Here is a 19,505-nt window from a genome sequence, read left to right as displayed (position 1 = left end):
GAGGCGACCCCCTCTGGCCTGCCGGCCATCTCCCCCTCGAGGGGGGAGACTGCGCTACTGCGCCGCAGGCTCTTCCGCGTCGCCCTCATCGGTAAACGGGGAGGCGCTCGGCACGCAGTTGACCGCCCAGCCGGCCGGCGTCGGCTGCTTCTGATATTCGGTAATCGCGTTTGTGCACTGTTCGCGGGTGTCGAAGGTGCTGGGCAGCACCACCATGCCGCCTTGCGGGCCGGCGATCACCAGGTACCAGACCAATGCTACGCTGGGAGCAGCCATGGGAATTCCTCGCTTTGCTGGGTGTCGGAGTCGGGTCGACCCTAGCAACTCCCGGCTGATGGCGAAAGCAGGGCGATGGGGGAGGGACCTGCCGGACCATCACAGACCCGTGAACGAACCGCTCCCAGACGTCTCTCAGTTCGCGGCAAAGCAGTAGAACAGGCCGTCGCCGCCGGTGCCTTTCAGCGCCTCCTGGCTGCAGCCGCCGCGCGAGGCATGCGAGGAGTTCCAGGATTTCGCCGCCGCCGACTCATCAAGGCCGGTGCGGTCGTGATGGCCCATCATCGCCGCGCCCTCCGCCCCGCTCAAGGTCCAGTCGCCGCAGGTCTGGTCGGCGAGCTTGGTGCCGTCAGGCTTCGAGCCGGTCAATATGTCGTGCCGGTTCGGCTTATCGCCGCGGCCGTTGACCACCTCGCCCTTTTCGTTGAGCGCCGTCTGCTTGGTGATGGCGTTGGCGTCGCTATGCAGCGAGGCGACGTCATCGGCAATCTTCTCCCCCTTGGCGTTGACCCAGGGACCCTTGCCGATACGGTCGCGCGCATCGACATTGGCGCTCGAGAGATAGGCGTGCCATTCCTTGCCGGTAACCCCAGCCGCTTCCGCCAGCGAGGCGCAATGCGCGTCGGCACCCTTGAGACCGCCGAGATCGGCGCCCTTGCCGGAACCGACGCTGGTGACGAAGAAACTCATCTTGGCGTCTTGCGCCAGCGCCACGCCGGCTGTGGCGGCAATCGCGGCGGCGGCAACGAGAAGAAGTCTACGCATGTCGGTCCTCCGGTTTCGAATGTCCTACATTCGAAGAAACGTAACTGGAGGCCTGTTTAATCCCGCTACAACCCGGTTTATTCCGGCTGCCGGTAGGCGACGAAGCGGTTGTTCTTGACCTGGAAGATCAGCCCCGTCTCTTTCATCTCGGGGCTCGCCAGCGGCACGATGCGTTTTGCCACCTCTGACGGGTGCGGCAGCGTTTCCGGATCCTCGCCGGGCGCGGCCTGCGCACGCATGGCGGTGCGGGTGGCGCCGGGGTCGACCGCATTGATGCGGAGCGCCAGGCTCTGCGTCTCATGCGCCCAGGAACGCGTCATGGCTTCCACAGCCGCCTTCGACGCCGCATAGGGCGCCCAGAAGGCGCGCGCCGAATGCGCGGCCCCGGACGACATGAGAATGGCGCGGCCGGCGTCGGACAGCCTGAGCAGCGGGTCGACCGAGCGGATCAGCCGCCAGGTCGAGGTGACATTGATGGTCATAACCTTCTCGAAGGTTTTGGCCTCGACATGGCCGATCGGCGAGATGACGCCGAGCACACCGGCATTGGCCACCAGAATGTCGAGCTTGCCCCAGCGCTCGTGAATGGCGCCGCCCAGCCGGTCGATGCCGGCCATGTCTGAGAGGTCGAGAGGCACCAAAGTCGCTTCGCCCTTGCCGGTTTTCGCGCGCTCGGCCTTGATCTGGTCGTCGAGTTCTTCCAGCCCACCGACGGTCCGGGCAACCGCAATGACATGCGCGCCGGCGGCGGCAAGTTCCCTGGCGATGAAGTAGCCGATGCCGCGCGAGGCGCCGGTAACGACCGCGACGCGGCCGGAGAGGTCGAGGGTCATGCGAGCGCTTTCAAGGATAGCAGTTGGGCTTTACGCCCCGTTGTTCGCCAGCAGCGACAGCGTGCGCACATTGTCGTGGCCTTCGAAGTCGAGCAGGCGGGTCGGGTACTGGCCGGTGAAACAGGCGTCGCAGAATTGCGGCTGCTCATTGTCGCGGCTGGCTTCGCCGACGGCGCGGTAGAGCCCGTCAATGGTGAGGAAGCCGAGCGAATCGACACGGATGAACTCGGCCATTTCCTCGATCGACATGCGCGATGCCAAAAGCTTCGACTTCTCCGGCGTGTCGACGCCGTAGAAGCACGACGCGCTGGTCGGCGGCGAGGCGATTCGCATGTGCACTTCCTTGGCGCCGGCGTCGCGCACCATCTGCACGATCTTCTGGCTGGTGGTGCCGCGCACGATCGAATCGTCGACCAACACCACGCGCTTGCCCTCGATCATCCGGCGGTTGGCGTTGTGCTTGAGCTTGACGCCCATATGGCGGATCGAATCGCCGGGCTGGATGAAGGTTCGGCCGACATAGTGGTTGCGGATGATACCGAGTTCGAAGGGGATGCCTGCCGCCTGGGAAAAGCCGATTGCCGCCGGCGTGCCGGAATCCGGCACCGGCACGACGATATCGGCATCGACCGGGCTTTCCTGCGCCAATTCGGCGCCGATACGCTTGCGCACTTCGTAGACATTGCGGCCTTCGACCGAGGAGTCCGGGCGGGCGAAATAGACATATTCGAAGATGCAGAAGCGGGTCTTCTGCGGCTCGAAGGGGAACAGGCTCTCGATGCCCTTCGAGGTCACCACGACCATTTCGCCGGGCTTCAGGTCGCGCACGAAGCGGGCGCCGATAATGTCGAGCGCGCAGGTTTCGGAGGCCAGGATCCAGGCGCCGTCGAGGTCGCCGAGCACCAGCGGGCGGATGCCGAGCGGATCGCGGCAGCCGATCATCTTCTTGGAGGTCATCGCAACCAGCGAGAAAGCGCCTTCAACCTGACGCACGGCGTCGATGAAGCGCGAATTCAAATCGCGTTCCTTGCTGGTGGCAACGAGATGCAGCAGCGTCTCGGTGTCGGAGGTCGACGAGAAGATCGCGCCCTGTTTCTGCAGCGCGCGCTGCACGGTCATGGCGTTGGTGAGATTGCCGTTATGGGCGACGGCAAAGCCGCCATCGGCGAGTTCGGCGAAGAAGGGCTGGATGTTGCGCATGCCGGCGCCGCCCGTCGTGGCATAGCGCGTGTGGCCGATGGCACGGTTGCCTTGCAGGCTGTCGATGACGTGCTGCTTGGTGAAGGTGTCGCCGATCAGGCCGACATGGCGTTCGACATGGAACTGCGTGCCGTCATAGGAGACGATGCCGGCCGCTTCCTGGCCGCGATGCTGCAGCGCATGCAGGCCTAGTGTGACGATGGCCGCAGCGTCCTGCCGGCCGAAAATGCCGAACACCCCGCATTCATCGTGGAAATGATCGTCTGCTTCGGCGGAAAGGACGTCGTCCGCGTCTGCCTTCGAAACTGCCATGGGGCTCAAGCTCCGCTAAAATGGCCATATAGTGCGATAGCACCGCGAAAGCAACGCACGTCGTGCGCCGTTCACACCATAGTCAGGCCGGAACTGCCGGGATGGCGCCTGTCAGGCACCATCCGTCCGTATCAGTTTGCCGGCGCGGCTGGGGCCGGAGCCGGAGCAGCGGGTGCGTTATCGGCCGGAGCGTCGGTCTCGTCGTCGGGCGCCGGCGTATCGTCACCGGTTGCCGGAGCATCCGCCGCCGGTGCATCGGCCGCCGGAGGCGTCTCGGCTGCCGGCTGATTCGGATTGAGCTTCTTCAGGATGGCGTTTTCCGGATCTTCGGGCAGCAGGCTTTCCAGCTTGGCGCCGATGGTCTCGAGCAGCGGCTTCGACTTGGCGTTGGCGATCCAGGCAGGGGCCTTGGCGCCGGCCAGCCAGTTGAAGAACAGCAGCGCCACGGCGACGACGAGGACGCCGCGCGCGGCGCCATAGAGGAAGCCCAGCGTACGGTCGAGCGCGCCGATCCTGGAATCGATGATCCAGTCGGCTAGCTTCATGGTGATGACGGAAACGACGATCAGCGCGATGAGGAAGACGATGCCGGCGGATGCCGCCATGGCGATCTTGTCGCTTTCGACATAGGGCTGAACGTAAGGCAGCACCGGCTTGTAGAAGAAGAATGCCGCCGCGGCGGCAGCCGCCCAGGACACGACGGACAGGATTTCGCGTGACAGGCCGCGAACCATGGCGAGCATCGCCGAGACCAGGGTGAAGCCGACGAGAATTCCGTCCAGCAGCGTAATCGGCATGTCTTTCGCCCCACTCAGATTGTCTTTTCACGGCTCGGGCGAGCCGCGTCAATCTTCCACGTCGACACGGCTGCGCCGTGAGCCGGCTATGCGTGCGACGAGATCGGCAAGTTCGGTCGGCTGGAAAGCGCCGGCCCCGATCCCCCCGACAACCTCCTCGCTGCCCAAGGGCAGCACCGCACTTCCAAAACCCAGCTTTTCGGCCTCTTTAAGGCGCTGCTGCGCATGCGCAACCGGCCTCACTGCGCCCGACAGGCTGATTTCGCCGAAATAGACGCAATCGGCGGGAAGGGCAAGACCGGTGAGCGACGAAACCAGTGCAGCGGCAACCGCCAGATCGGCCGCCGGCTCGGAAATCCGGTAGCCGCCGGCGACGTTGAGGTAGACATCGTGGGTGCCGAAGCGCACGCCGCAATGGGCTTCGAGCACGGCAAGGATCATCGACAGCCGTGCGCCGTCCCAGCCGACGACGGCACGGCGCGGCGTGCCCAATGTGGACGGCGCCACCAGCGCCTGGATCTCGACCAGCACCGGACGTGTGCCTTCCATGCCGGCAAATACCGCGGCACCCGGCGATTTTGCGTGGCGTTCGCCGAGGAACAGCTCCGACGGATTGGCGACCTCGCGCAAGCCCTTGTCCGACATCTCGAAGACGCCGATCTCGTCGGTCGGCCCAAAACGGTTCTTCACCGTGCGCAGGATGCGGTAGTGATGGCCGCCTTCGCCTTCGAAATAGAGAACGGCGTCGACCATGTGCTCGACGACGCGCGGACCGGCGATCTGGCCTTCCTTGGTGACATGGCCGACCAGCACGATGGCAGCACCGGTGGATTTGGCGTAGCGGATCATCGCTTGCGCCGAGGCGCGCACCTGGGTGACGGTGCCGGGCGCCGAGTCGGCCATGTCGGTCCACAGCGTCTGGATGGAATCGAGGATGACGAGGTCCGGCCTTCTGCCGTCGGCTATTGTTGCCAGGATATCCTCGACATTGGTCTCGGCGGCAAGTTCGACCGGCGTGTCGGCGACGCCAAGCCGCTGCGCCCGCAGCCGGATCTGCGCGACAGCCTCTTCGCCCGAGACATAGACGATGCGGTGGCCTTTTGACGCCAATGCTGCTGCGGCCTGGGTAAGCAGCGTCGACTTGCCGATGCCGGGATCGCCGCCGACCAGCAGCGCCGAGCCGCGCACGAAACCGCCGCCGGTGGCGCGGTCGAGTTCGCCAATGCCGGAGATGATCCGCGGCGCATCCTCGATGTCACCGGACAGGCTGGTCAGCACCACGGCGCGGCCCTTGCGCGCATTGCGCGTGTTGGCCGGTCCCGAGCCGATGCCGCCGGCCGTGCCTTCCTCGACGAGTGTGTTCCACTCGCCGCAGGCATCGCATTTGCCGGCCCAGCGCTGATGCACCGACCCGCAATTCTGGCAGATGAACTGGACGCGCGATTTAGCCATCAGCAGTCACCTACGCGCAGTGCTGAAGCTAGAAAGGCTGGTGGGGCAGCACCCCCCTCTGGCCTGCCGGCCATCTCCCCCTCAAGGGGGGAGATCAGCAGCTTTGGTCTCGGTGCCCACCCTGCCACGTTGAAAATTGGCGAAAGCCGACATGACATCCAATCTCCCCCCTTGAGGGGGAGATGTCCGGCAGGACAGAGGGGGATGCGAAGGAATGAGGCCTTTCTCAACAGACTACTCGAACCTCTCCGCAATATGATGCTCTTCGGCGAGGTCGGAAAACCGTGTGAACTCGCCATGGAAGGCGAGGCTCACCGAACCTGTCGGGCCGTGGCGCTGCTTGGCGACGATGACTTCGGCCTTGCCGCGCATCTCGTTCATCTCGTGTTCCCACTTGATGTACTCGTCGGTGCCGGGCTTCGGCTCGCGGTTCTTCAGATAATATTCCTCGCGATAGACGAACATCACCACGTCGGCGTCCTGCTCGATCGAACCGGATTCGCGAAGATCGGACAGCTGCGGGCGCTTGTCTTCGCGGCTTTCGACCTGACGCGACAGCTGCGACAGCGCGATGATCGGAACGGAGAGTTCCTTGGCCAGCGCCTTGAGGCCGGTGGTGATCTCGGTGATTTCCTGCACCCGGTTCTGCGACGATTTCGCGCTCGACCCCTGCATCAGCTGGATATAGTCGATGACGATGAGGTCGAGGCCGCGCTGACGCTTCAGCCGCCGCGCCCGCGCCGACAGCTGCGCGATCGAGATACCGCCGGTCTGGTCGATGAACAGCGGGATCTTCTGCATGGTCTGCGAGCAGGCGACCAGCTTTTCGAAATCCATCTCTGAAATCTCGCCGCGGCGGATTTTTGACGACGAAATTTCCGTCTGTTCGGAAATGATGCGGGTGGCGAGCTGCTCGGACGACATTTCCAGTGAGAAGAAGCCGACGACGCCGCCATTGGCTGCCTTGAACGAGCCGTCGGCCTGTTGCGCCGGCTCATACATCTCGGCGATGTTGAAGGCGATGTTGGTGGCTAGCGATGTCTTGCCCATGCCCGGACGGCCGGCAATGATGATCAGATCCGACGCCTGCAGGCCACCCATGCGGCGGTCGAGATCGCGCATGCCGGTGGCGAGGCCCGACAAATGGCCGTCGCGCATATAGGCGGCGTTGGCCATGTCGACGGCGGTCTTGACCGCGTCGGTGAAGCTCTCGAAGCCGCCGTCGTAACGGCCGGTTTCGGCCAGTTCGAACAGCCGCCGCTCGGCATCCTCGATCTGTTCGGACGGCGCCATGTCGACCGGCGCGTCATAGGCGATGTTGACCATGTCCTCGCCGACGGTGATCAGCGCCCGGCGCGTGGCCAGATCGTAGATGGCGCGGCCATAGTCGGTGGCATTGACGACGGTGACGGCTTCGACCGCCAGACGAACCACATATTGCGCCACCGTCATGTCGCCGACCTTCTCGTCGGCCGGCAGGAAGGTTTTCAGCGTGATCGGCGTCGCCACCTTGCCCATGCGGATGAGCTCGGCCGCGACCTCGAAGATTTTCCGGTGCAGCGGCTCGTAGAAATGGCCGGCCTTGAGGAAGTCGGAGACGCGGTAGAAGGCATCGTTGTTGACGAGGATGGCGCCGAGCAGCGCCTGTTCGGCCTCGATGTTGTTCGGCGCTTCACGATAAAGCGGTTGCTGCTCCGCCACGCCGAATTTTCGCGCTGCCTCTGCCATGATGTCCCCGATTTTGATCCCGGCTTCTCGATATCAGAACGAGATAAATCGGTGCTGACCTTTCTGCATCACCGCACGACCAATCAACCTCGATGCCCCGTTTGTTCACAGGGGCGGCAAACCGTCCACAGAAGAGTGTTTCCGCGCCCCGATTCCGGTTGACTCAGAAAGGCGCTGACTTTTATCCGAGTCGTTGGAACAAAGCAAGAACAATCTCGGTGATTATCAGCTTCTTCCGTCCAATGTATCACCCCAGTCCAGCCGCCGCGCTGCCTTGAACAGCTCGCCTTCGCGCTTGGTGAAAAGTGTCTCGCCGACGCCGCCATCCGGCTGGCACAGTTTGAGCAGCACCTTGCCGGAGCCCGATTTCGGCGGCGCAATCACGCGCGGCTGACGTACAGGCGCGGGTTGCCGCGACGCCACGACGTAGATGAATTTCTCGTCCTCCCACGGCACGTCGGCGTCTTTGGCCAGGCGATGCAGGCGCGAGCGGGCGACGCGGCGCGAAAAATGGCACCAGTCGGGCGGCTCAAGTGGGCAGGGCGCCTCATGCGGACAAGGCGCCAGCACATGCGCCCCGGCCTCCAGCAATTGCCTGCGCACTGCCAGGATGCGCTGCCAGCCGGCCGGTGTGCCGGGCTCGACGATCAGCAGTGTGTCGCCGGTCAAATGCCAGAGCCGGCCGACAAGCTTCGGCAGCGATGCCGGCGCGATCTCGTCCAGCACATAGGCGCAGGTGACGAGGTCGGCAGGCTTAAGATCGGCAAGGTCGATGGTCACGTCGCCGGCGCGCCAGTCCATTCTGGTGGCGATGGTATCAAGGGCGAGCGACTGGCCAACCTTGCGCACCGCGGCGCTTGCTTCAACCAGAACCGCCTCTTCGAGGTCGGGCCACAGGTCTGTAGTGGCCCAAAGCACCGTGCCAGGACCGGCGCCGACATCGAGCAAGCTCGTTGGCTGGAAATCGGGCCGCGCATAGGCGAGTTCGTCGAGACCGGCCCGTACCGCCGCGTAGGTCGCCGGCAGCCGCGTCGCCAGATAGGCTTTTACCGCCATCTCTTCGGCCATGTGCAGGCGCCCGTCGCGCAATTCGGCGCGGTAGCGGTCAGACAGCGTCTTCGCCGCCTGGCGCAGCACCGCCAGCGGTATCGTTTCGAGCAGGCGCTCGACGCCTTGTCGCAGCGAGGCGGGGAGTTCCACGCTCAGGCTCCGCGTGCCGCGAGCACCGAGGCGCCGGCGAACTCGACAAGGGTGGTGGCGATGGTGGGCAGGCAGGTCATTAAAAAAGGTCTCGCGAGAACGAGACCTTTTTCAGTGTCAGAGCCGTCAATGGCAAGCGGCAATCGCAATCGAGGCGTTATTCGCGATCCGCCACCTTGCGACGGCGCGCTGGCTTGGCCGCAACGGACCTGACAGCAACGGACCTGGCAGGCACAGACCTGGCGACAGCAGGCTCGGCGGCCGCCGCCTCCTGACGATGCCCCATTTCGCGCATTTCGAGCGCCTTTTCACATTTGGCCATGTAGTCGCGCGTCATCGGCAGCGTGTCGTTCTTCTTGGCGATCTGGATCTGGAAGATCACCAGATCCTGCCAGCGGAAGGCGGCTTCCGAAGCCGCCAGATAGAACTCCCACATCCTGCAGAAGCGCTCGTCGTAGATGGCTTTGGCCTTGTCGCGGTTGGCGGCAAAGCGCTGGCCCCAATGCTTCAGCGTATCGGCATAGTGCAGCCGCAGAATCTCGATGTCGGTGACCACAAGCCCCGACTTCTCGATCGCCGGCATCACCTCCGACAGCGAGGGAATGTAGCCGCCCGGAAAAATGTACTTGCGGATAAAGGCGCTGGTCGCCCACGGCACGCCGGAGCGGCCGATCGTGTGCAAGAGCATGACGCCGTCGGGCTTCAACAGCGTCGCCGACTTGTCGAAGAAGGTGCGGAAGTGGTTGACGCCGACATGCTCGAACATGCCGACCGAGACGATGCGGTCGAAGCGTTCGTTGAGTTCGCGGTAGTCCTTGAGGTCGAAATGCACGCGGTCCTGCAAGCCTTGCGCATGCGCCCGGTCGGTGGCGACGCCGTGCTGCTCGGTCGACAGCGTCACGCCTTGCACGTCGACATCGAAAGCCTTGGCGAGATAGAGGCCGAGTCCACCCCAGCCGGAGCCGATATCGAGCACGGTCTGGCCGGCCTTCAGCCTGAGCTTGGCTGCGATATGGCGTTTCTTGGCCATCTGCGCCTCGTCGAGCGTCATGTCCGGCTGTTCGAAATAGGCGCAGGAATACTGCATGTCGTCGTCGAGGAAGAGCCGGTAGAGGTCACCCGACAAATCATAGTGGCGCTGCACGTTGCGGCGCGCCCGTGATGCGGTGTTGATCTGCTGCAGGCGGCGAAAGGCGTGGCGCAGACCCTCGATGGCCTTCGACCAGGTGGCGTCGATACCGCCGCTGCCCATGTTCTGGAAGGCGATGCGCATCATACCCAGTACGCCGCCCTCGATGATGTCGAGTTCGCCGTCCATATAGGCTTCCGGCACGGCCAGCATCGGATCGAAGGTAATGGCGCGCTCGGCATGCGCGGTCTTGATGTGCATATGAACCGGCTCGCCGCTGCCGTCGCCGAAAACCACTGTCGAGCCCTTCGGCCCGGTGACTTTCAGATTGCCCGTACGCACCAAGCGGTCGAGAACGCGTTTCAACAGAATATTCATCACCAAATGTCCCCTCACGGTCAGCCTGGCGGACCAATTCTGCAACAATATATAGGGGTTCGAAAAGTTCCATTTGGCACAAAAATGCCCGGGCGAGAGGCCCGGGCATTGGTCCAGAAAGGCTGGATGACGAGGAAGTGATTGGAGCGCTGCTCCCCTCGCTTCCCGATCAGGCCCCGTGCGGGATCAGGCGTTGTCTTCTTCGCCGCCTTCGAACTCGGTGTTCGGGTCGAAGAAGTTCTCCGGCCGTGCGTTGTCGTTGATGTCATCGCCATAGATGGCTTCGGCGGTGGTCAGCGTCTCGCCCTTGGCCTGGCGCTCGGCTTCGTCGGCCGTGCGGGCGATGTTGAGGCTGATGGTGACCTCGACTTCCGGATGCAGCGCAATCGCCACATTGGTGACGCCGATAGTCTTGATCGGCTGGTTGAGCTGGATCTGGTTGCGGTTGACCGAGAACCCTTCGGCGGTCAGCAGGTCGGCGATGTCGCGGGTCGACACCGAACCGTAGAGCTGGCCTGTCTCGCCGGCCGAACGTACGGCGATGAAGCTCTTCCCGTCGAGCTTTTCGGCAACCTGGCTGGCTTCCGATTTGCGCTCGAGGTTGCGGGCTTCGAGCTGCGCGCGCTGTCCTTCGAACTTCTTCTTATTGGCTTCGTTGGCGCGCAGCGCCTTGCCCTGCGGCAAGAGGAAGTTGCGGGCAAAGCCGTCCTTGACCTTGACGGTATCGCCCATCTGGCCGAGGCGGGAAACGCGTTCGAGAAGAATCACTTGCATGGTCTTGTTCCTTCGTCTGGCACCGACCGCGGGATCGGCGCCGAATTGAATGGAACAGGTCAGGAAGCTCTGAGCGCCTTGGCGCCGGTATCGCTGTCCTGCCTGTCGCGGCAGTTAGAGGCTTTTCAGCTCAACTCGGGATTTCAATGCATGTCGCCAAAAGTGGTCCCGGTTTTGGGACAACGACATGCATCATCAAATTACCCCTGCGGCGCCCGTCGCCGTGGGAGAAGGAAGCGGGCGGCGAACCGCCCGCCCGAAAGTCTTAGCGAACCACGTAGGGCAGCAGGCCGAGGAAGCGGGCGCGCTTGATCGCCTTGGCGAGTTCGCGCTGCTTCTTCTGGCTGACGGCGGTGATGCGCGACGGCACGATCTTGCCACGCTCGGAAATGTAGCGCTGCAGAAGACGCACGTCCTTGTAGTCGATCTTGGGCGCGTTGGCGCCGGAGAACGGGCAGGTCTTGCGGCGGCGATGGAACGGGCGCCGGGTCGGGATCTGATTGATGTCGACCATTATTCTGCACCTCCTTCAACGCCTTCGCGCGGACGGCGCGGACCACGATCACCACCGGCATCGCCAAATGAGCGCGGCGGACGATCGCCACGGTCGCCGCGATCACGGTCGCCGAACGAGCGCGGACCACGATCACCACGGTCGCGGTCGCCGAAGCCGCCGCGTTCCGAGCGCTCTTCGCGCTTCTGCATCATGGCCGACGGGCCTTCCTCATGCGCCTCGACCTTGACGGTCAGGAAACGCAGCACGTCCTCGGACAGGCCCATCTGGCGCTCCATCTCGTTGAGCGCTGCCGGCGGGCAGTTGAGGTCCATAAGCGTGTAGTAAGCCTTCCGGTTCTTGTTGACCCGGTAGGTGAGGGACTTCAGTCCCCAGTTCTCGACCCGGCCGACGGACCCGCCATTTGCGGAGATGACGCCCTTGTACTGTTCGACAAGCGCATCGACCTGCTGCTGCGAGAGGTCCTGCCGGGCAAGGAACACATGTTCGTATAGAGCCATAGTGGTTCAGTGCCTTTCTTCGTTTCTCTCCCGGATCCTCGCGGCAAAAGCCTCTGCAACTTCTCTGACCCGCTGGTCCCGAGGGGGCGAGGAAGAAAGGAGCATTTCGAGACGGTCGAGAGCGGAGACACGGGAGGCGGAAGCGCTTCTGGCTTCACACGAAGGTTTTGGATAAAACCTCCGGCCCTCCGTTCAGCCCCCAGCAAGGACCGGCAGATTGCGGGCGTCTATATAGCAATTTGGCTGGAAGGCAAGGGTAACGCATGCTCCGGACAGCGTCCTGGCGTCGCAGGGTTGGAAAGACCAGGCATCAACTCGTATGCGGGGTACGACCGTTGATCGTTTCGGGGAAGAAGTCCGGAGCCGCCTTACGCTTGCCGAACATCATATCGTATTGCAGCAGGCGGAAATCGTTGATCGCCGGATCGATGTCCTTCTGCCGCGCCCAGTCCGCCGTGGCCTCACCTGACGGTGTCAAAAGCAGATTGCGATCCACGACGCGATAGCGTTCGCGCAGCGCGCCTAAGAAGCCGGTATAGTAGGGGTGCGTGATCCCGGCCGTGGTAAGGATATGGTAGGGCAGGAAGGCCGGGCTCACCGCGCCCATATCCTGCGCCGGACCGGTGCGGTTAGACCAGATGACCAGCGGCGTCTGATGATGCTCCAGTGCCGCCTCCGGCGTCGGTTCCTTGCGCGGCGCGACATTGTCTTTCAGGTAACCGGTTTCGACATAGACGGGGCCGAGCGGCGGCAGATGGTCGCCGAAGAAGGCGATGACCGTCGGCCGCTCGCGCTTCTTCGCCCATTCGATCAATCGTTCGAGGCCACGGTCGGCATCGGCGGAGCCTTCGGCGTAGCTGAGCAGCGATTCCCGCGCCCATGTGCTGATCGGTGCCGCGACCTTGTGGGTCGGATTGTAATAGCGGTACGGCTCGTAGGGACCGTGGTTCTGCAGGCTGACGGCGAAAAAGAACACCGGCCGCTCGCTGGCGTCGGCCTCTGCGATGATCTCGTCGGTCATCGAGGCATCGGAAGCCAGCGGCCCGCGCTTTTCCAGTGGCGGCAGCGTCTCTTCCGAGCGGAAATCGTCGAAGCCGAAATCGGCATAGACGGCGCCCCTGTTCCAGAACCAGTTGGTGCCCGGATGGATGGCGCGCGCCCGGTATCCCTCGCTTTTCAGGAAGGTCGCCAGCGACGGCGTCGGCGTGCGCACATATTGCTGATAGGGGATCGAGCCCGCCGGCAGGAAGGCATTGGAAAAGCCGGTCAGCGCCTCGAATTCGATGTTGGCGGTCATGCCGCCGAATTCCGGCGAGAACATGTAGCCGGAACGCAGCGCCCGCACATTGGGGATCGGGTCAGGCGTGATTGTGACGCCGGGCAGCTTGGTCGGATCCCAGAAAGATTCGCTCATCACCACGATGATGTCGGGTTTCTCATCCGGTACCGAGGCCGTCACATCAGGCCTGTCGATCGCGTCGATCGCCTTGTCGGAATAGCCCGCCGGCGCCGAGACATGCGCCATCGGCACGTTGAGCGCGAAGGCCAGCGCAAACCCGTTGGAGGCGTAGTTCTCCTTCTGGTCCCACATGATCGGGATGATCTGCAGCCGGTCGCGGGTCCACGAGAAGGTGGCGTAGTCCATGATCGAGACGAAGAAGGCGAGCAGCGGCACTGCCAGCGTCAGCCGCGCCAGCCGCCCTTTGCGGCTGAGGATCGGAACCTTGCGGCGCCACAACCGCCAGCCATAGATCAGCAGCGACAGGCCGGCGACGATGCCGACCGCCATGGCGAGCGCCGTCCAGGGCCGCTCGCGCACCAGGAGCGGCATCAGTGCCATGATCTGGCGCGAATAAAGAAAATCGGTTGGGTAGAGCGGATCGCCGAGATAATGCGACTTCTGATGCCCGACAAAGGCCAGCGCCAGCGTCAGCGGCGCCACGATCATCAGGCTCTGGTGACTGCGGCCAAGCACGGCGTCCAGTCCCATCAGCACCAATGCAAAGACAATGATGGTGGTCCAGCCCGGCTTGAATGGCTGCAGGAAGAAGTCGACTGTGCCGAAGAAGTCGCCGCGCACGATCCATTCGATGGCGAACACCAGGATGGCGGAGGCAAGCAGCGTGACCAGACCGTAGCGGATGACCGGCCATCTGCGCCCCGGCAGGTAGCCGGTGGACGGATCGTCTTCCAAGAACTGTGGCGCGGGTACGGCCGCGCCCTTCCTGATCCTAGCCACGTCTCTTCCCCCGGCCCAAGCAACGCGCATTTCCACTCGCGCCACCGTTCTGTCATAGAACTGTCATGCAAAAGCTAGCGCCTGTGGCGAAAATAAGAAGAGCCAGCAAACGATTCGTGAGCGGTTTTCATCAGGTGTGATCGGCAAAAAGCCTTTGGGAACAGGGACTCGAGGTCAGCTCCGGTTCAAGCGAGCGCGGAAATGCCGCCTCCGGGCTTGACTTGACGGTCCGCCTTGCGTCACAGGCAGGAAAAATCAGCCGCTGGAGAGCGCCCAAATGGCCGTCGCATTCACCTTTCCGGGACAGGGCAGTCAGGCTGTCGGCATGGGCAAGGACCTCGCCGACGCCTTCCCCGAGGCACGCAGGGTGTTCGAGGAAGTCGATGATGCGTTGGGCGAAAAGCTGTCGAAACTGATCTGGGAAGGCCCGGAAGAGGCGCTGACCCTGACTGCCAATGCCCAGCCGGCGCTGATGGCGGTCTCGCTGGCGGGAATCCGCTCGCTGGAAGCGCGCGGCTTTTCGCTGAAGGACAAGGTTGCCTACGTTGCCGGTCATTCGCTCGGCGAATATTCCGCCCTTGCCGCGGCCGGTTTCGTTTCGGTCGCCGATGCTGCCCGGCTGCTGCGCATCCGCGGCAACGCCATGCAGGCGGCGGTGCCGGCCGGCGAGGGCGCCATGGCGGCGATCATCGGACTGGAACAGCCCGACGTCGAAGCCGCTTGCACCGAGGCCGCAACGGGATCCGGCCAGGTCTGCCAGATCGCCAACGACAATGGCGGCGGCCAGCTGGTGATCTCCGGCGCCAGGGCGGCGGTGGAACTCGCCGCGAAACTGTGCACCGAAAAGGGCGCCAAGCGGGCGCTGATGCTGCAGGTCTCCGCACCCTTCCATTCGGCGCTGATGGCGCCGGCGGCCGATGTCATGCGCGAGGCGCTGGCGGGCGTGACCAAGAATGCACCGGTCGTGCCCGTCGTCTCCAACGTCACTGTAGCCCCGACCCGCGACCCCGACGAGATCGCGCGCCGCCTGGTCGAGCAGATCACCGGCCGCGTGCGCTGGCGCGAAACGGTGGAGTGGTTCGGCGCCAATGGCGTCGCCACGCTCTTTGAGATCGGCGCCGGCAAGGTGCTTTCCGGCCTGGCGCGGCGGATCAGCCGCGACATCACCACATCGGCCGTCGGCACGCCGGCCGAAGTCGAGGCGGCGCTGGCCGCGCTTGCATAATCCACTGGCGATTCAACCTCTCCCGTGGGAAGGGTGTTCTCTTAAGATCAGGAGACGAAAATGTTCGAACTGACCGGCCGCAAGGCGCTCGTCACCGGCGCATCGGGCGGCATTGGCGAGGCGATTGTCCGGGTGCTGCATGCGCAAGGCGCCATTGTCGGCCTGCACGGCACCCGCATCGAGAAACTGGAGACCCTGGCCGGCGAACTCGGCGACCGGGTAAAGCTGTTCCCGGCCAATCTTGCCGACCGTGACGAGGTCAAGGCGCTTGGCCAGAAGGCCGAAGCCGAACTCGAAGGCGTCGACATACTGGTCAACAATGCCGGCATCACCAAGGACGGCCTGTTCGTGCGCATGGCGGACGCGGATTGGGACAGCGTGCTGGAGGTGAACCTCACCGCCGTGTTCCGGCTGACCCGCGAGCTGACCCATCCGATGATGCGCCGCCGCCATGGCCGCATCATCAACATCACCTCGGTGGTGGGCGTCACCGGCAATCCTGGCCAGACCAATTATTGCGCCTCCAAGGCCGGCATGATCGGCTTTTCCAAGTCGCTGGCGCAGGAGATCGCCACCCGCAACATCACTGTCAACTGCGTCGCCCCGGGCTTTATCGAATCGGCCATGACCGACAAGCTCAACGACAAGCAGAAAGACGCGGTAATGGCCGCGATCCCGACGCGCCGCATGGGCACGAGTGTTGAAGTGGCGTCGGCCGTCGCCTATCTCGCCTCCAACGAGGCAGCCTACGTCACCGGCCAGACCATCCATGTCAACGGCGGCATGGCCATGATCTGACGGGATATTGTCGGGTGATAAGAAGACATGGCCGGCTTGTGAAAAGAGACCATTTCGCCTTGGACCTCGGCCATTTTTCGTGTAATGCGGCCCGCAACCCGGCGGTTCGGGCAAAAACCGGTCCGGCATCGTTGCGTTTCCGGCAGGACCATCTTTCAGCTTGATTAGCGGCATTCTGCCCGCTAACGAAGACAGACAAACAAAAGACGAGGATGCCCCAAATGAGTGACACCGCAGAGCGCGTCAAGAAGATCGTCATCGAACATCTTGGCGTCGATGCCGACAAGGTGACCGAGCAGGCGAGCTTCATCGATGATCTGGGCGCGGACAGCCTCGACACGGTCGAACTCGTCATGGCGTTCGAAGAAGAGTTCGGCGTCGAGATTCCGGACGATGCGGCCGAGACCATCCTGACCGTCGGCGATGCCGTGAAGTACATCGACAAGGCTTCGGCCTGACACTATCCGCAGTCATCACCGGGGAGGACCTGCGATGAGGCGTGTCGTCGTCACGGGCCTTGGCCTGGTTTCGCCGTTCGGCATGGGCTTCGAGCACAGCTGGAAGGAACTTCTGACCGGCCGCAGCGCCGCCAAGCGCGTCACCGAGTTCGAAGTGGAAGATCTTGCCTGCAAGATCGCCCACGTCATTCCTCGCGGTGACGGCACCAACGGCACGCTCAATCCCGAAGCCGTGCTCGAGCCCAAGGAACTGCGCAAGATCGGCGACTTCATCCTTTACGGGATTGCGGCCGCCGACGAAGCGCTGAAGGATTCCGGCTGGGAGCCCAGCACCGAAGCCGAGCGCTGCGCCACCGGCGTCATGATCGGCTCCGGCATTGGCGGCCTCGAGGGCATCGCCGAGAACGCTATCATCCTGAAAGAGCGCGGACCGCGCCGTATCAGTCCATTCTTCATTCCCGGCAACATTATCAACCTGGTATCTGGCCAGGTATCGATCCGGCATGGGCTGAAAGGCCCCAACCACGCCGTCGTCACCGCCTGCTCGACCGGCGCGCACGCCATTGGCGATGCCGCCCGGCTGATCATCTTCGGCGATGCCGACGTGATGCTGGCCGGCGGCGCGGAATCGCCGGTGACCAGACTATCGCTTGCCGGCTTCGCTGCTTGCCGGGCACTGTCCACCGACCGCAACGACACGCCTGAGAAGGCCTCGCGTCCCTATGACCGCGACCGTGACGGCTTCGTCATGGGCGAGGGCGCCGGCGTCGTGGTGCTGGAAGAACTCGAACACGCCAAGGCGCGCGGCGCCAAGATCTATGCCGAGGTCACCGGCTACGGCCTGACCGGCGATGCCTATCACATCACCGCACCGGCCGAAGACGGCGACGGCGCCTTCCGCTGCATGACGGCGGCGCTGAACCGGGCCAAGCTGACGCCCGCCGACGTCGACTACATCAACGCGCACGGCACCTCGACCATGGCCGACACGATCGAACTCGGCGCCGTCGAGCGGCTGGTCGGCAACGCCGCCTCGAAAATCTCGATGTCGTCGACCAAGTCGTCGATCGGCCATCTCTTGGGTGCCGCGGGTGCCGCCGAGGCGATCTTTTCGATCCTCGCTATCAGAGACAACATCGCGCCAGCTACCATCAATCTTGACAACCCGGAACGCGAAACCGCGATCGATCTTGTTCCGAACACGCCACGGCATCGCCAGGTCGACGTGGCGCTGTCCAACTCCTTCGGCTTCGGCGGCACCAACGCTTCGCTGGTATTCCAGCGTTATACAGGCTGATTGCGGTATCGACCGGCGCGCCAGCGGTCTGTCGTCAATTTTGCCATATTCAAGCCTACTCTGCCGCTGGGGATTCGTCGCATCGGCCTGAAACCGAAGGCGCTTTTTTAAAAGCACGATGCGTAGGCTTGAAATGTTAGGGCACGCTGTGCGTCCAATCGGGCGCATGGTCGCTCTAAGAGATCAGATGGTAGGGCGCTAATGAACACCAATCCGGGCGGCAGCGGACAATTCGGACAAAACCAGCAGACCGGCCCGATCGTGCCGAAGACCGCGGCCGAAGCTTTGCGCCCGGAAGCCGGCACACCACCACCAAAGCGCTCGCGCGCCTCGCGCAGCCAAGTCGTCGTGTTCATGAACTTCGTCATCTCCGCGGTGATGTTGATGATCCTCGCCGCCGGCGTTTCGCTCTATTTCGGCAAGCAGGCATTCAACGAACCGGGCCCGTCGGTGGCCGGCGACACCTTCCTGGTCAAGCCGAGCACCGGCGTCCAGGATATTGCCGACCAGCTCGAACGGCGTGGGCTGATCAGCGATGCCCGCATCTTCCGCATCGCCGTGCGGGTCTATGGCAATGATTCAGCGCTGAAGGCAGGCGAATACGAGATAAAGCCGCGCGCCTCCATGCGCGACATCATGGAGCTTCTGAAGAGCGGCAAGTCGGTGATGTATTCGCTGACCATTCCCGAGGGCCTGACGGTCGAGCAGGCGCTGCAGCGCATCGCCGAGCAGGATGCGCTGACCGGCGACATGCCGGCCGCCAAGCCGGCTGAGGGCAGCCTCGCCACCGACACGCTGCGCTTTACCCGCGGCGCCACGCGCCAACAGATGGTCGACAAGCTGCTCGCCGACCAGAAGAAGCTGGTCGACGAGGTCTGGCAGCGGCGCGCGCCCGACCTGCCTCTGGCCAATGTCGACGACTTCGTCACCTTGGCCTCGATCGTCGAAAAGGAAACCGGCCGGGGCGACGAGCGCTCGCGCGTTGCCGCCGTCTTCCTCAACCGTCTGGCCAAGGGCATGCGGCTGCAATCCGATCCGACCATCATTTACGGCCTGTTCGGCGGCAAGGGCAAACCCGCCGACCGGCCGATTTATCAATCTGACATCCAGAAACAGACGCCTTACAACACCTATCTGATCAATGGCCTGCCGCCGACGCCGATCGCCAATCCCGGCCGCGCCGCGTTCGAAGCCGTCGCCAACCCGTCGAAGACCGATGATCTCTATTTCGTCGCCGACGGCACCGGCGGCCACGTCTTTGCCACCACGCTTGCCGAGCACAATGAGAACGTTGCCCGCTACCGGGCACTGCAGAAGAAGCAGGCTGAAGACGCCGCCAAGGGCGCCAAGACTCCGGGCCAGACCGATGCGCCGGCGGATGGCGACGACAACGGTGACGCAAGTGGCGATGCCGGCGATACGGGTGCCGCCCAGTAGCAGGCCGGCGCTTTCAGACGGATCGACCTTAAGCGACGCGGACAGAGGCGGACGCGCTGCTGCTTTGAACGAGTAGCGGGGTTCGAAGCGTTTTCGGTCTTGCTCGGGTGCCTCTGAATCTCGATTTCAGCCCTGCGAGATCGAAACGACAGCGGAAATCAACATCTTGCCGGTATTGCGATTCTGACATTCG

At 63.6% G+C, this 19,505-nt stretch carries 18 protein-coding genes; 5 read left to right on the top strand and 13 right to left on the bottom strand.

Translation table 11 applies throughout. The features are described from left to right. Positions 1-54 precede the first annotated feature (54 nt). The 13 genes from NKJ77_RS09940 to NKJ77_RS09880 all read right to left on the bottom strand — a co-directional run bounded on the left by NKJ77_RS09940 (position 55) and on the right by NKJ77_RS09880 (position 14,127). Positions 55-276 (bottom strand): hypothetical protein, encoded by a 222-nt coding sequence (locus tag NKJ77_RS09940; RefSeq protein WP_023689120.1) that lies wholly within the window; start codon positions 274-276, stop codon positions 55-57. Between the two features lie 135 nt (positions 277-411). Further along, positions 412-1,041: a hypothetical protein gene (locus NKJ77_RS09935; protein ID WP_023693974.1), complete on the bottom strand. Its 630-nt coding sequence runs from the start codon at positions 1,039-1,041 to the stop codon at positions 412-414. Between the two features lie 77 nt (positions 1,042-1,118). Beyond that, positions 1,119-1,874 carry an SDR family NAD(P)-dependent oxidoreductase gene (locus NKJ77_RS09930; protein ID WP_023693973.1) on the bottom strand — a complete coding sequence of 252 codons (756 nt, stop codon included), beginning with the start codon at positions 1,872-1,874 and terminating at the stop codon, positions 1,119-1,121. 30 nt (positions 1,875-1,904) lie between these two features. Further along, positions 1,905-3,386 carry an amidophosphoribosyltransferase gene (gene purF / locus NKJ77_RS09925; RefSeq protein WP_023711952.1) on the bottom strand — a complete coding sequence of 494 codons (1,482 nt, stop codon included), beginning with the start codon at positions 3,384-3,386 and terminating at the stop codon, positions 1,905-1,907. A 131-nt stretch (positions 3,387-3,517) separates the two neighbouring features. Further along, positions 3,518-4,183 (bottom strand): CvpA family protein, encoded by a 666-nt coding sequence (locus tag NKJ77_RS09920; protein WP_023711951.1) that lies wholly within the window; start codon positions 4,181-4,183, stop codon positions 3,518-3,520. A gap of 48 nt (positions 4,184-4,231) precedes the next feature. Continuing rightward, positions 4,232-5,635, bottom strand: a complete 1,404-nt coding sequence (gene radA, locus NKJ77_RS09915; RefSeq protein ID WP_023831143.1) for a DNA repair protein RadA — start codon at positions 5,633-5,635, stop codon at positions 4,232-4,234. Between the two features lie 234 nt (positions 5,636-5,869). Beyond that, the gene (locus tag NKJ77_RS09910) at positions 5,870-7,363 is read right to left on the bottom strand and encodes a replicative DNA helicase (RefSeq protein ID WP_023672717.1); all 1,494 of its coding nucleotides are present in this window, start codon (positions 7,361-7,363) and stop codon (positions 5,870-5,872) included. A 225-nt stretch (positions 7,364-7,588) separates the two neighbouring features. Next, positions 7,589-8,563 carry a small ribosomal subunit Rsm22 family protein gene (locus tag NKJ77_RS09905; protein ID WP_023831142.1) on the bottom strand — a complete coding sequence of 325 codons (975 nt, stop codon included), beginning with the start codon at positions 8,561-8,563 and terminating at the stop codon, positions 7,589-7,591. 157 nt (positions 8,564-8,720) lie between these two features. Then, on the bottom strand, positions 8,721-10,070 hold the full coding sequence (locus NKJ77_RS09900) for a cyclopropane fatty acid synthase (protein WP_023672720.1): 1,350 nt from the start codon (positions 10,068-10,070) through the stop codon (positions 8,721-8,723). A 186-nt stretch (positions 10,071-10,256) separates the two neighbouring features. Further along, positions 10,257-10,844: a 50S ribosomal protein L9 gene (gene rplI / locus NKJ77_RS09895; protein WP_023672721.1), complete on the bottom strand. Its 588-nt coding sequence runs from the start codon at positions 10,842-10,844 to the stop codon at positions 10,257-10,259. A gap of 265 nt (positions 10,845-11,109) precedes the next feature. After that, positions 11,110-11,358, bottom strand: a complete 249-nt coding sequence (gene rpsR, locus NKJ77_RS09890; RefSeq protein ID WP_006203718.1) for a 30S ribosomal protein S18 — start codon at positions 11,356-11,358, stop codon at positions 11,110-11,112. Then, a complete protein-coding gene (rpsF, locus tag NKJ77_RS09885; RefSeq protein WP_023672722.1) occupies positions 11,358-11,858 on the bottom strand; it encodes a 30S ribosomal protein S6 in 501 nt (166 codons plus the stop codon). Before rpsF ends, rpsR begins: the two co-directional genes overlap by 1 nt. A 310-nt stretch (positions 11,859-12,168) precedes the next feature. Further along, complete coding sequence (locus NKJ77_RS09880) at positions 12,169-14,127, bottom strand: LTA synthase family protein (protein ID WP_502902096.1); 1,959 nt, start codon at positions 14,125-14,127, stop codon at positions 12,169-12,171. A 247-nt stretch (positions 14,128-14,374) separates the two neighbouring features. On the opposite strand from NKJ77_RS09880, the gene fabD reads away from it, so the two are divergent. The 5 genes from fabD to mltG all read left to right on the top strand — a co-directional run bounded on the left by fabD (position 14,375) and on the right by mltG (position 19,312). Next, positions 14,375-15,322 carry an ACP S-malonyltransferase gene (fabD, locus tag NKJ77_RS09875; protein ID WP_023805665.1) on the top strand — a complete coding sequence of 316 codons (948 nt, stop codon included), beginning with the start codon at positions 14,375-14,377 and terminating at the stop codon, positions 15,320-15,322. A 60-nt stretch (positions 15,323-15,382) separates the two neighbouring features. Beyond that, a complete protein-coding gene (gene fabG, locus NKJ77_RS09870) occupies positions 15,383-16,120 on the top strand; it encodes a 3-oxoacyl-[acyl-carrier-protein] reductase (RefSeq protein ID WP_352497165.1) in 738 nt (245 codons plus the stop codon). Between the two features lie 221 nt (positions 16,121-16,341). Further along, a complete protein-coding gene (locus NKJ77_RS09865; protein WP_006203723.1) occupies positions 16,342-16,578 on the top strand; it encodes an acyl carrier protein in 237 nt (78 codons plus the stop codon). A gap of 34 nt (positions 16,579-16,612) precedes the next feature. Further along, positions 16,613-17,875, top strand: coding sequence for a beta-ketoacyl-ACP synthase II (gene fabF, locus NKJ77_RS09860; RefSeq protein ID WP_023685687.1), 1,263 nt, complete (start codon positions 16,613-16,615; stop codon positions 17,873-17,875). A 201-nt stretch (positions 17,876-18,076) separates the two neighbouring features. Then, complete coding sequence (gene mltG, locus NKJ77_RS09855; protein ID WP_352535061.1) at positions 18,077-19,312, top strand: endolytic transglycosylase MltG; 1,236 nt, start codon at positions 18,077-18,079, stop codon at positions 19,310-19,312. Positions 19,313-19,505: the final 193 nt, after the last annotated feature.

The organism is Mesorhizobium sp. M0052 (genome assembly GCF_040323255.1).
Lineage (GTDB): Bacteria > Pseudomonadota > Alphaproteobacteria > Rhizobiales > Rhizobiaceae > Mesorhizobium.
The sequence above is the reverse complement of the archived record's forward strand: the minus strand, read 5'-3'. Positions and strand labels throughout refer to the sequence as shown.